Genomic DNA, 13,134 nt, shown 5'->3' with positions numbered 1-13,134 from the left:
AAGGACGCTTCTATCTTGATTGTACATGATCATTATTTGAATTTGTGATAGGATTAATTTGGGGAATGTGGATAAATTAAACTTAGGATCAAAAGAAAAGGAGCTACAATGTCTATGAAAAATTAATTCTTAGTGCGTTGTTTATTATTCTTACAATATTTTTCCTGGTGGGATGCACTGAAAGTACGAAATTTAAAGGGGCAACTGAAAACTGGGAAGTCGAAGTTATGCAGAAAGGTAATTTGGAGCAAGTGCAATATCGATTTAAGTATTTGGGAGTTGAGCAGTCTATAGAGTCCTTTTCTTATCGATTTGAGAGCCTGAATCTTAATTCATCAGGTACTTTATCGAAAACAAATTCAATTCCGTTTATTTATGAAACAAATATAAGATTCATCGGTCAAAAAAATAGAAGTTCCTTTAACAGCAACAATAGGTTGGAATGGCAAAAAAGAGGAAATTAAGCTGGAATAATAATAAATGTAAATTGACTCTCACGTTACGTGATACTTTATAGTAAATGTCGAAGGGAGGTCGCATGGAGTCTATGAGAGTCAAAGAAGTGGCAGATATCACTGGCATTAGTGTGCGCACGCTGCATCATTATGATGAGATTGGGTTGTTGACGCCAGCCCATATTACCGAAGCGGGTTACCGACAGTATTCAGAAGACGATCTCGCTTTGCTGCAGCAAATTTTATTTTTCCGAGAGCTGGATTTCCCTTTGAAACAAATTAAAGAGATTATTTATAGTCCGAACTTCAATCAGGCAGAGGCGCTTGAGCTGCATCGCAGCATGCTGCTGGAGAAGCGCAGGCAGCTTGATGTCATGCTGGAAACATTAGATAGAACGATTCGGCATATGAAAGGAGAAATCGAAATGACAAATAAAGAGAAGTTCCAAGGTTTCGACTTCAGTCACAATCCCTATGAGCAGGAGGCCCGTGAAAGATGGGGCAGCAAGGCAGTGGATGAAGCGAATGCGAAGATCAGTAGCATGACGATGGAGCAGCAATCTTCCTTGTCGGAGAAGATGAATGCGATTTACACTCGCTTGGCAGCACTGCGCAATAGCGCACCAGAGTCGGAAGAGGCGCAAGCGGGAATCAAAGAATGGTTCGATTTCTTGAATTCGATGGGGAAATACACCCCTGAAGCATTCAAGGGCCTGGGCCAAATGTATGTGGATGACGAGCGATTCACAAAAAATATAGATAAGTTCGGTGAAGGCTTAGCAGCATTCATGCGAGACACAATGGCTGTGTTCGTGGATAAGCAATGTCAATAGGGACTCTCTTATAAAAGATGCAGAAAACCGAAACCCCCAGCGGCCAAACGGCTGGGGGTTTTTTGTAGTTGGCACCTGTACGGGGCTTATAAACTCAAAATGTCACGTATATCTTGTTCAGAAAGAGAAGCAAGAGCATCCTCTCCGGGCTGAATTACTTCTTCAATTAAATGTTTCTTTCTTTGTTGAATATCGTACATTTTGTCCTCGACAGTGCCTTGTGCAACGAGGCGCAACACTTGTACGACATTTTTCTGCCCGATTCGGTGTGCGCGATCAGCCGCTTGCTGTTCCACAGCAGGGTTCCACCATAGGTCATACAGAATGACCGTATCCGCCCCGGTCAAATTCAACCCCGTTCCGCCTGCCTTCAAGGAGGCTAAGAACAGCTCGCGCTCACCCGCATTGAATCGGCTGCACAGCTCCACTCGCTCAGCGCTTGGCGTCTGACCGTCCAAGTAGAAGTAGGACACGCCTTGTTCCGCCAGCTCTCGCTTTATAATGGCGAGCATTTCCGTGAACTGTGAGAAAATGAGCGGTCTTCGGCCAGCCTCTCTTGCTTCTGCGATTATCTCCAGCAGCTGTTCGAACTTCGCGGAGCTTCCCGCGTAATCCTCGACGAACAGGGCAGGATGGCAGCAGAGTTGGCGCAGCCTTGTAATGCCAGCGAGTATCTTAATACGACTCTTCTGGAACCCGTCCTCATCCAGATGCTTTAGAGTATCCTTCTGCAACTTGGCTAAGTAAGCAAGATACAGCTTCTTCTGCTCAGGCAGCAATTCTGATGCTTGCAGGGATTCGATTTTCTCCGGCAGCTCCTGCAATACATCTGTTTTTAATCTTCGCAGCAGGAACGGACGGGAGCGCTTCGCTACAACGTCGCGCGGAAGGTCGCTGAACTCCTTTCTCTCTGGGAACAAGCCCGGAAATACAGCATCGTAAATCGACCACAGCTCATCTAGCGAATTCTCTACTGGTGTTCCGGTAAGCGCGAAACGGTACACAGCTTGAAGTGCCTTCACAGCCTGTGCCGTTTGAGTCGTGTAATTTTTGAACGCTTGCGCTTCATCCAGAATGAGCGTGTGGAATGAGCGCTTGGCATACCATTCAATATCTCTGCGCAGCAGCGGATAGGATGTGATGATAACATCGGCTTGCTCAAGATGATTCAGCTTGCGGATGCGTTCCGTCTTGTTCCCGTCAGCAATGACAGTGCGAACCGAAGGAGCGAAGCGCATGAATTCGTTGCGCCAATTGTACATGAGCGACGCTGGACAGACGACGAGCGCAGGGAGCTCCTTTTTCTGAATGTCCGGCAGAACAGACATGATGAAGGCAATGCTTTGCAATGTCTTGCCGAGACCCATATCGTCCGCCAATATGCCGCCGAAGTGATAGTGCGCCAGCGTCTTCAGCCACTGGAACCCGTATGCTTGATATTCCCGCAGCACAGGAACGAGACTGTCCGGTACGGGAAATTCCAAATGATCCGGGTTGCGCAAATTCTCCAACAGCTTGCGCAAGGTTTTGCCAAACCGTACAACCTGCCGTTCTCCTTGGGAATCGACAAGATGCAGTCCTCGTATGACAGGGATCCGGAATTCTGCTCCTGAAGCCTCTCCCTGACGTAGGCCCACCTCGTTCATGAAGCGAATGATCTCTTGGAACTGTTCGCTTTCAAGCGGCATGAGCGAGCCGTTTGCCATTCGATAGTAGCGTCTTTTTTCTTCAATTGCCTTTAGCAGCTTGCGGATCTCTGCCTCTGATATTCCATCCAGTTCGAACTTGAATTCAAGCCAATCGGTACGTTCGTCCACATTGACTGAGATTTTGGGAGGAGAATTTGGAATGAACAGCCTTTCCTTCACGGCAGAAGTCGCATAGATGTGTAGGATTCGCTGCAACTGGGGAACAACGTGATACATGAATTCATATTCTGCATCCTCGTCTTCCAAGAAATATCCGCCTTCCGTCTTCACAAACGGCGACTGCTCCATAATTTCCAGTATCCGCTGCTCTTTCTCCGTATTTCGCATCAGAATTCGGTTCTCTGTGTGCTTTTGCCGATTTGGTTCCAGCGGATTAATGGAGACATCGCCGTAGTGAAATTCCAGCCCTGCAAGCAGGCGATCCCGTATGCGATCGAGATACAGCTTCGCTTGCAGTTCCGGCTGTACGACGCGATCGGCTATTGCTTGCGCAATGCGAACATTGCCGAGCTTCTGCAGTCCCGGGATTACTTTGTCCATGATTGGCCCAATCTGATTAGGCGATATAAGAATCCGTTGCTGGCGACCACTGCCCAACGTCTTCTTGAGGTCGACGAGCCGCTTGCATTGCTCAATCGGGGTCGGAATAAAGGCTCCATTAGCAATGACTGCTCCGTAGCTTTCCAGCACTGTCACTTGCTCTAATCCATGTACATCAATGCAGAACGACTCTTTATCCGCCTCATCCAGCCTGAATTGTATCGGGAGGGGCTCATCTATAACAGACAGTCCCTCAAAAATCGCTCCATCATGCGACAGAAGTACAGATGGAGCCTGTTGAATAACAGGAAGCAGGGCATCCCACGAGTAAGGGGGAATGAGCAGCATTCGTTCATCGTTGCCCTGCTTGGCAAGAACGGCGGAATGCGGCATGTGCCGATATACATTTTCGTTGCGGTATATCGAGATCAACTGCTGGATAACGGCAAAATGCTCGGGATGAAAGCAGTGCAGTGCGGGGTCATAGGAGAAGTGTCTTGAAAAAACATAGCATTCCCCACGATCGATACAGCGCAGCAGTTCCCGAATATGCTTGACGATATACAGTCGCTGCGGCCCGGCTCTCATTTCAACGGCCAAAAAGGCTTGCTCGCTGCCTGATGAAACCGGGAAGCAAGTGATTTCTAATTCCAGCGGCAGCCTGGTGTCGAATAAGGGGCGGACGCGGCTTGATTTGAGCGGAGTATCGTCAAATAAACCGAGTATTCGCTGGGCTAGCTGATCATCCCCCGATTCCATATTCATAGTAACGATTCTCCTTTCTGTATGTGAGACGAGATATATAGTGAACGCATGTTCGTGTGTGTCGATAGCTATATGATAACAGAAAGCAATTAAAAAGAAACAATAGGACTTTGGGACTACGTGATTATAGTCGAAATTAAGAATATATTCAGTGCCGATTGGTAAGATGGGAGTCAAAGTAAATCGTATAGGCTTGTTACCCGCATGAGCTCAGTGGAGCCATAACTGGAAAGTTGAAACCACTGACAGGATGTATGCAGGCATGTATAATAGGATCTGCAATGAAAGGGAGTTTTCAGAAAATACAAAAATTTTCCTTGATTCTCCAAGGATCATACAGGAATTCGTCGAATGTAATAGCGATTATACTTCTTTCAGACTGATTCCAGGGTGTTAAAAAATAAGACCAACGTCTCATTTTATGGGGCGTTATAGATAGGGAAAGGAGGCCGACCCGATGGCGGGCATATGGTCCAAAATGAAAATTGAGCAGAGACTGGAGTCCCTGCGCCGCTATGTCACGCCAGCACTGCTAGCTGCCGCGGGAGTATTTATAATTACCTGCATGGCATTATTTGTTCCCCCCTATATCGGCATGGCAGATAACGGCGACTATTTCCGCATCCTATACAGCAATGGCCTATACTTTAATGCGCCTGATTATGACAGCCAGTATTTTGGATATTTTATTAAGCAATATGGAATATTCCAATACTACAACGAGAATGCGGCAACATTGTTCTCTTCTCAATCGGTATTTATTAAAGCAGCGATTTGGCTTAATCAATTATTGTACAGCCATGAGATATTCGATATCCGCTTCCAAGCGGCTATTTTTCTGGTGTTGTATACCATTGCCGTATATTTGCTCGTGGAGAGCTTAACGTGGAAGGTTGCTTCCAAGTACGCATATCCGATATCCATCATCGCGATATTTTTATTCGGTGATACCGCATATACCGCTTACTTCAACTCCTTCTTCGGGGAGAGCGTTGTTTTCATTATGCTGATATTTGTGTTTGCCTCAGGGCTGCTCATCTATCGGAATCGATACAATGACTATGTCATGATGGGGGTGCTGTTGGCCAGCGGATTGCTGTTGACAACAAGTAAACAACAGAACGCGCCACTTGGCATCATTCTCGGCATATTTGGCATCTTCCTTATCTTTATTCGGAAAAAAAGAACATACCGGGCATTGATGGCTTCAACGCTCGTACTTCTGCTTTTGGCCGGCATCGGCACCTACACGCTCATACCGAAGGAGTTCGTGAACATTAACCAATACCACGCGATGACGCGGGGAATATTGATGGGTTCCGATGATCCGGAATCGACATTGGAAAAATTCAATATGGACAAGCAGTACGCCATACTGAACAAAAGTATTTATTACGAGCTTTACACAACTGTAGATGTAGATTCTGAAATTTTAGAAAATCAATTCTACAGCAAATACGGATTTGTATCGATACTTGGCTATTACCTTACCCATCCTTCTAAAGCTATCGATATGCTGGATTTGGCCGCCAAGAGTGCATTCAAGATTCGTCCCCCTGCAATGGGCAATTACGAGCTATCAGTTGGAAAGCCATTTCGCGCGCAGACGTCGTTTTTTTCTGGCTACAGCATTCTGAAGGCCAAGATGGCGCCGAAAACATTCGGTTTCGTGACTTATGGATTGTGCTTGTCACTGGACTGTATATGCCTTCCTTTATCGCTGCGATAAGGGCCAAGCAAATACGGCGCATGATCCGATTTACCTTTATTTTTATTATGATTTTGATGGGGTTGTCGGGAATCGCAGTATCCATTATTGGTGCAGGGGATGCCGATTTAGCGAAGCATGAATTTGTCTTTACGGCGGTTTTTGACCTTGTCACGTTTGTAACGGTGTCTGACGCGATACGCAGACGCTTATGGAGCAGACAGGATGAAGATTCTGCACTGCTTACTTCTGATACCGGCACTCATGTTCATGAGGGATCCAAGGTGGTGATGTAACGCGTGATCCAAAAAAATTCATAATATGGATGCTTGTAGTGATGCTTGGGTGTGGGATGCCATTGCCTATCCGAGCGGCAGAGCAAGCTGCCTCCAAGGTGCTGCTCATCTACGACAGCTTGGACAAAGGAACAACGCGAGAGGGGAATGTCGAGGCAATGCAGCGCCTGCTGGCTTCCTATGGCATCCAAGTTACGCTTGTTCGTTCTGACCATTATCAGCGGGGGCAGATGGACGCTTATGCAAAGGTGATAGGGATTCATAACTTAACTGATTTGAAGGAATCAAGTCAGGATTTTCTTCAAGATGTCGAACAGTATCGAGGTAAATATTTGCATATCGGTGCGAGAGTCCCGGAAGTGGTAACTGCAAGCTTGGAGCTTCGCGTCCGCAGCGGAGTCCCTGGCCCAATTCGAATCACGATTAACCGCTTTGTACAAGACGCAATCCGTACCGAGCAAGTGAGCATTATCGAGCATGCTGCGGGCACTCATTACGGGAGCCTCAGCTCAGCAGGCGCCCCGTCCGAACACCCTTATGGTGTGCGAAACGGCCGCTACGGCTATGCCGCTTACTTCGAGGGGGGCAACATCAGTGAGCTGGCAATGTCGCACTTGTTGCGGGACTGGCTGGGCATTGCAGGAGAGGCTCGCAGCTACGTTATTTTTAAGGAAATCTATCCGTTCTCAGACTTGCGGCTGCTGGAGCGGCTTGCCGACCGGATGTATGAGGCGGGAATCCCGTTCATCGCAAGTGTGCAGCCCGTGTTCATGAATACCGACTATCCGGCCATGAAGCGATATATGGAGACGCTGAAGTATGTCCAATCCCGCAAGGGAAGCATTATTGCGAATGCCCCAGTCGTAGCCTCCACGGTCAACCTACGCGATACGACATTGAAGGGAAAGATGGAAGGGTTCGTTGATGTGCTTGCAGACTATGGTGTTGCACCTTTGGGACTTGGAGCAGATTTCTACTGGACATATGACCAAAGGTACGCAGAAGAGGGTATGAGCTTTACGGACTCGGTCGTGTTGTTTCCAAATAAGACGTTGAAGTACAGAGTCAAGACGAATGAGTCTAAGGCGTTTTCGTTCTCCGCATACAGCATGCAGCCTGAATTTTTGAAGCAATTCGGTCATTCCGGGACTTTAGTGCCTGCGATGCCGATGAATACAGCATTAACCTTTGATCTTCCCAATACAGAGGAGAAGATGAACGACATCGTAGAGCAATTGGAGAGCAGTTGGATATTGTTTTCTGATTATAAACAAGCCCCCCATACCGTTCGTACGCCTAACAGCATCATTATGTCCCGAGGCGGCAGTGTGACCATTAACGGACAGGGTGTAAACTTGGATGTCGTGATCAAGAAGGTAAGCTCGGATTTTGTATATAAGGAAAAAGAAGTGAAGAGCTTCGAGACCTTGTTTAATGTACAGAACAAAATTTTTATTGTCATTATTATTCTGACGCTTATTGCGTTCACAGGGTTCCTCATCGTGGGGAAGCGGCTGTACAAGCGCAAATATTACAAATAAGGAGATAGCCATGACGACTGCAGATATTTTAATGCTCATAGCGGTTATCTGTATTTGGTCGCTCTTGCTTGTCAACGTCGTTCTTATCATTGCAGGTTACTTGTACTACATCAAAATCGAGAACGAGGAAGTGCCGGAAATTAAGGGTGAGGCTCCATTCGTCTCTATCATGGTGCCTGCCCATAATGAAGGAAAGGTCATCACGAAGACGGTGGAGTCACTATTGGCGCTGGATTATCCTCATGATCGATACGAGATTATTGTTATCAATGATAATTCATCAGATAACAGCAGCGAACTGCTGGGCAATTTGCAGCACAAGCATGAGGGTCGCAATCTGATAGTCATTAACACGGATGCGGTGACGGGGGGCAAAGGCAAGTCCAACGCGCTCAATATCGGATTCAAGCGGAGTCGAGGCGAACTGATTGCTATCTATGACGCAGACAATACGCCGGAGAAGACAGCTCTTCGCTATCTGGTAGCAGAGATTACGAATGACGATACGCTTGGTGCGGTAATCGGCAAGTTCCGTACCCGCAACCGCAACACGAACCTGCTTACGCGCTTTATTAACATCGAGACGCTGTCGTTCCAATGGATGGCTCAGGCTGGGCGATGGAAACTATTCAAGCTGTGTACGATTCCGGGGACGAACTTCATTATGCGGCGCAGTATCGTGGAAAGCATAGGCGGCTGGGATGTAAAGGCGATTGCTGAGGATACGGAAATTAGCTTTCGCATTTACATGATGGGGTATCGAATTAAGTTTCAGCCGAAGTCTGTAACATGGGAACAGGAGCCACAGACGGTAAAGGTGTGGTTCAAACAGCGAACGCGCTGGGCAAAGGGCAATATTTACGTCATTATCAAAAACATTCCACTGCTTTTTGACCGAAAGGCACGAAATATTCGCTTCGACATTCTCTATTTTTTATCGATTTACTTTTTGCTGCTTACCTCATTAGTCATGTCCGATATTTTGCTCATTCTGCATGCCTTAGGTTACGTGCATACGACGATAGCCGGCTTTAGCTCCTTCTTATGGCTGCTGGCCATCACGTTGTTCATCTTAGGGACTTATATTACGCTAATCACGGAAAAGGGGGAGATGGTGCTCTCCAATCTGTGGATCATTATGCTGATGTATGTATCGTATTGCCAGATGTGGATGGTCGTAGCCGCTTATGGGCTCTATAACTATGTGAAGGACTTATTATTCAAGCGGGAGGTCAAGTGGTACAAAACAGAACGCTTTTAGAAAGTTGATTTTGAACACGTAGTATTTTAGGAAGTAACTCTTTTGATCACGCAGCATGTTGACCATTTTGACCCGCATGTATAAGGAACTCGTTCGATGACGGAATACTCATTATATGAAGAAAAGACAGGAGAGAGAAGCTTGTGAATAAACGGTGGATCGTAGTCGGCATGACTTGCTTGTCCTTGTTATTGGGACAGCTTGGACAGGCCTCGGCAGCTGTGGCTCCCACAATGGGCTCTGCTCAACTGAATACGTATGAAGAGACATTTTCAAGTGCGGACACCTCTTTGTCCGGAATTATGTCCTCTAGACAGTTCAACTTTCAAACTGAAGAGTATTGGAAGGTTGACGAAGTTAAGATCCATGTCGATTATAAGGCATCGCCTTTGACGAAAAGAGAACGATCCAGCGTAACGCTGGCATTGAATGGAAAGAAGTTTCATTCCTTCCGTCCCGAAGTCAGCGATGATCCAAAACGTCGGCTTACGGTATCCGTCCCGAAGGAACTGCTGGTAAAAGGAAATAATACATTAACGATCGAAGGCTATATTGTTACTACTGACGCAAATCAAATTTGTATGCCGTCGGAGAAGCGTGACAACTGGCTGCAGCTGTTTGCGACGTCAGGCGCTTCCATTCGATATACGAGTGAGGCGATTAAGCCAAGCATTCGCGATTTTAGCCGCCATTTTACGGGCATGGATACGATCAGCACAGGGCTTAGCGCGATTGCGATACCTAGGAACAGCAGCTCTGCTGAGCTGGAGTCGGCCGTATATGCACTTACAGGCTTTGCGAAGCAAAATAGGCTGAAGCAAAAACAAATTCCGATGTATGCATTTGACACTGACGCCTTAAAGGGGAAAAAAGCAGTTGTGGCTGTGGCCTTGTACAATCAGCTGCCAGCGGCTTGGAAGAGTGAACTGGGCAAAGTAGATGTCGCACAAGCTGCGGTGATCCGTGTGATTCGAACCGATACACAGCCGACTCTTGTCGTTACTTCTCAGGATCCTGCTATGCTGGTGAAGGCAGGACGATTGCTGGCAAATCAAGAACTGGTCAAGCAGTTGGACGGGGATACGAAAATTGTATCGGGGGATACGGATGTTGCGACGCCTGAAGTCAGCATTAGCAGGGACATGAAGCTTACCGACAATGGCGACAAGCTGAAAGGCTGGATGCATCAAGAGAAATCATACTTCATTTCGCTTCCAGCCAACCGCACGATTGCCGAGGCGAGCAAAATCCATCTGGATATGCGATATGCGACTAATCTCGATTTTGATCGCTCCATGGTTACGGTGCTCATTAACAACACGCCGATCGGCAGCAAGAAACTGAGTATGGATCTAGCCAACAAGGATACATTAACTTTGCCGATTCCAAACAATTTAGATGTAACAGGTAGCTTTACGATCACGGTTGCATTTGACTTGGAGCTTCAAAATGTCGTGTGCATGGAACCTCAGGATGAGATGCCTTGGGCATTTATTACGAAGGATTCAGTACTGCAGTTGAAAACGAAGGATAAGACAGAGCTGTTGTTCGACAGTTATCCGAATCCATTCCTTCGTGACGGCAGCTTCAATCAAGTTGCGGTTGTGATGCCGAAAAATCCAGATATGTATACGTACCAGTCGTTGGGGAATGTATTCAATCTTCTTGGCCAATATGCCGAAGGCAATGCAGGAGAAGTTCGCTTCTTCGCGGATCAAGCATCTGCTTCCGACCTGAAGGCACATAATGTGATTGCAATTGGCAGCTATAACAATAATAAAATTATCCGGGATAACAATGATAAATTGTATTTTAAATACGGAGCGAATGGCGAAGGGTTTGTCTCCAACGAGAAGATGAGCGTGGACGCGGATTACGGCAAGCGATTAGGCACGCTTCAATTGATCGAGTCTCCGTATGAGGAAGGCCGAGGCTTGCTGGCTATTAGTGGCCCGAGCACCGAATATGATTATTTGGCCTCCAAGCTGCTGGCCAGTGATAATGCGAAGTGGAGAATATACGGAGATGGCGTAGCCACGAACAAGGACGGCGACATCCACGCCTTCCGCTTCAAGAAGCAGGCAGAGCAGCAAGCTACCTCGATTATGGATCAGGTACTGCAGCGTGGAGACGTTCTGGGCTTTATGGTAGCTACTATGCTTATCGGTTTGCTCGTGATCGTATCTCTCATTTTCATCATTCGCAAATACCGCAAGAAACGGGGGGCTGACGATGAAACGAAATCAAAGTAGTCTTCTGTCAGATGGTGCCTTCTTGCTATGGTTTTTGCTGAGCTTTGTATGCATTGCATTTACGGTGGGTGAGCCGAGCCGCTACATCATGAACATGATCCTGCTTAATGTAGCCTTCCTCATCGCCATCGTTACGTACTTCACGAGTGTGACGACAGGGTTAGTCCTAAATATTGTGTTTTTATTCGGATATGGGACGTTTACATTGTATCAGACTGTCGTGGAGGGAGGAGTCGTTGGAGCCCACAATTATTTCTGGCTTATCATGACGCCGGCCTTTACCGTGGTTAGTGCTATGCTTACCCATGGAAATCGAAAATTGCAAGCGGATAACGAACAATTGGAACGTAAAAATGCATCTCTGGCGACGATGGATGAAAGCACAGACTTGAAAAATAGCCGCTCATTCCAAAAAGATGCCAAAGTGTTCATGGCTTTGTCCATGCGATATCATATTCCGCTGACACTGCTTGTCGTACAGGTGAGATATTGGGACGAACTGAAGCGAATGGTTAGTGAAGAACAAATGTCAAAAATGATCTATGATGTGTCTAAGCTGAGTGAGACAAGCATACGTATGAACGACTCGCTATACATGCTGAATACAGAGAATCCGACATGGGGCCTGCTGTTGTTCACCGACCGTGACGGAGCCAATGTCGTTATCGAGAGGTTGAAGGAGAAGGTTGCTTCCTTTAATAATGTAGAATTTGCGGGTAAGTACAAAATCGAGTTGAGTCTTATCGTAGGTGCTTTGGAATATTCTCCTGAGACGGTACCCACACCGTTGGAATTCATATCGCAAGCTAGAAGACAGATGGAGTACGATGTATAAAAGCTGCTAAGGTTTTGCGGCAGTTAACGCTTCGCGATGACCATTCACCCTATGTGGATGGTCTTTTATTTAGAAAGAAAATGTAGTAGGCTTGGTTTCAGTAAATGTTCAGTGAGTTGGAATATAATGTTGATTAACGATATTCCGAGGTGGAGCATGAAGAAATGTAAAGGAAGGGCACTGCTGTTTATTATGTCATTGATTCCAATTGGATCACTGCATGTGTATTTATCCATTCATGACGTAAACCATTTGTTTATTATGATTATGTCAACATTTGCTATTGTGGTTTCGTGGCAAGTTGGCAAATATATTGATAAGCTGCGATATGAGCGAGATACGGATCCGCTAACAAAGGCCTATACTCGTCGCGCGGCCCTGCGCATCTTCCGTAAGCTCTCTAAAAGAGCTGCCAGCGCCAACCGCAAGTTGGCAGTCTATTTTGTTGATGTGGACAACTTCAAGACGGTTAACGATAATTACGGTCATCATGTCGGAGACACGATGCTGAAGAAAATAAGCAGCCAGCTACTGCAGCTCAAGATTCGAGACAAGCAGGTTGCGCGCTGGGGAGGCGATGAATTCGTCATTATGGTGCCATGCGCGAACGATCAGGAAGCACATGTTGTGCAGCATGCGTTGTTATCTCATATACAGCTTCCAGCCATTGATGAACAGACCCCTTTGACGATTTCCGTCGGATGCTCAACTTTCCCAAATCAAGGCCGGAGCTTGAATGAACTGGTGGACATTGCGGACAAGCAAATGCTTTGGAACAAGCGGCAGGGCAAGTCGGATGTCAATCGGAAGCGCTGCTCCTGCGAATGGACATGCTAAGAGGCATGATATTATTCGGTTTGAATTTCTCTTAAATAGCATCAACATAAAAACAGCCTGATATCCGATAACGGATAATCAGGCTGTTTTTACTTATCAATT

9 protein-coding genes are annotated in these 13,134 nt (G+C 46.6%); 8 read left to right on the top strand and 1 reads right to left on the bottom strand.

Annotated elements, in window-relative coordinates:
• Positions 1 to 538: 538 nt before the first annotated feature.
• Positions 539 to 1,288, top strand: a complete 750-nt coding sequence (locus PAV_RS08550) for a MerR family transcriptional regulator (RefSeq protein ID WP_005545201.1) — start codon at positions 539 to 541, stop codon at positions 1,286 to 1,288.
• An 86-nt stretch (positions 1,289 to 1,374) separates the two neighbouring features.
• Here PAV_RS08550 and PAV_RS08545 read toward each other — a convergent pair whose 3' ends face one another.
• Entirely contained in the window at positions 1,375 to 4,302 is a 2,928-nt protein-coding gene (locus PAV_RS08545) for a DEAD/DEAH box helicase (protein WP_005545200.1), read from the bottom strand.
• Between the two features lie 457 nt (positions 4,303 to 4,759).
• Between PAV_RS08545 and wsfD the strand changes: the two genes are divergently transcribed.
• From wsfD to PAV_RS32255, 7 genes are all read left to right on the top strand, one after another.
• Positions 4,760 to 6,031 carry a glycan biosynthesis hexose transferase WsfD gene (wsfD, locus tag PAV_RS08540; RefSeq protein ID WP_005545199.1) on the top strand — a complete coding sequence of 424 codons (1,272 nt, stop codon included), beginning with the start codon at positions 4,760 to 4,762 and terminating at the stop codon, positions 6,029 to 6,031.
• Positions 6,032 to 6,051: 20 nt separating this feature from the next.
• A complete protein-coding gene (locus PAV_RS32260) occupies positions 6,052 to 6,306 on the top strand; it encodes a hypothetical protein (protein WP_051135093.1) in 255 nt (84 codons plus the stop codon).
• Positions 6,307 to 6,362: 56 nt separating this feature from the next.
• On the top strand, positions 6,363 to 7,847 hold the full coding sequence (locus PAV_RS08535; protein WP_238555784.1) for a hypothetical protein: 1,485 nt from the start codon (positions 6,363 to 6,365) through the stop codon (positions 7,845 to 7,847).
• A 10-nt stretch (positions 7,848 to 7,857) separates the two neighbouring features.
• Positions 7,858 to 9,108, top strand: coding sequence for a glycosyltransferase family 2 protein (locus PAV_RS08530; RefSeq protein WP_005545196.1), 1,251 nt, complete (start codon positions 7,858 to 7,860; stop codon positions 9,106 to 9,108).
• A 143-nt stretch (positions 9,109 to 9,251) separates the two neighbouring features.
• On the top strand, positions 9,252 to 11,360 hold the full coding sequence (locus tag PAV_RS08525; protein WP_005545195.1) for a cellulose biosynthesis cyclic di-GMP-binding regulatory protein BcsB: 2,109 nt from the start codon (positions 9,252 to 9,254) through the stop codon (positions 11,358 to 11,360).
• Positions 11,341 to 12,195, top strand: a complete 855-nt coding sequence (locus tag PAV_RS08520; protein WP_005545194.1) for a diguanylate cyclase domain-containing protein — start codon at positions 11,341 to 11,343, stop codon at positions 12,193 to 12,195. Before PAV_RS08525 ends, PAV_RS08520 begins: the two co-directional genes overlap by 20 nt.
• 156 nt (positions 12,196 to 12,351) lie before the next feature.
• Complete coding sequence (locus PAV_RS32255) at positions 12,352 to 13,032, top strand: GGDEF domain-containing protein (protein WP_005545193.1); 681 nt, start codon at positions 12,352 to 12,354, stop codon at positions 13,030 to 13,032.
• Positions 13,033 to 13,134: the final 102 nt, after the last annotated feature.

This window comes from Paenibacillus alvei DSM 29 (assembly GCF_000293805.1).
Classification (GTDB): Bacteria; Bacillota; Bacilli; order Paenibacillales; family Paenibacillaceae; genus Paenibacillus_B; species Paenibacillus_B alvei.
The sequence above is the reverse complement of the archived record's forward strand: the minus strand, read 5'-3'. Positions and strand labels throughout refer to the sequence as shown.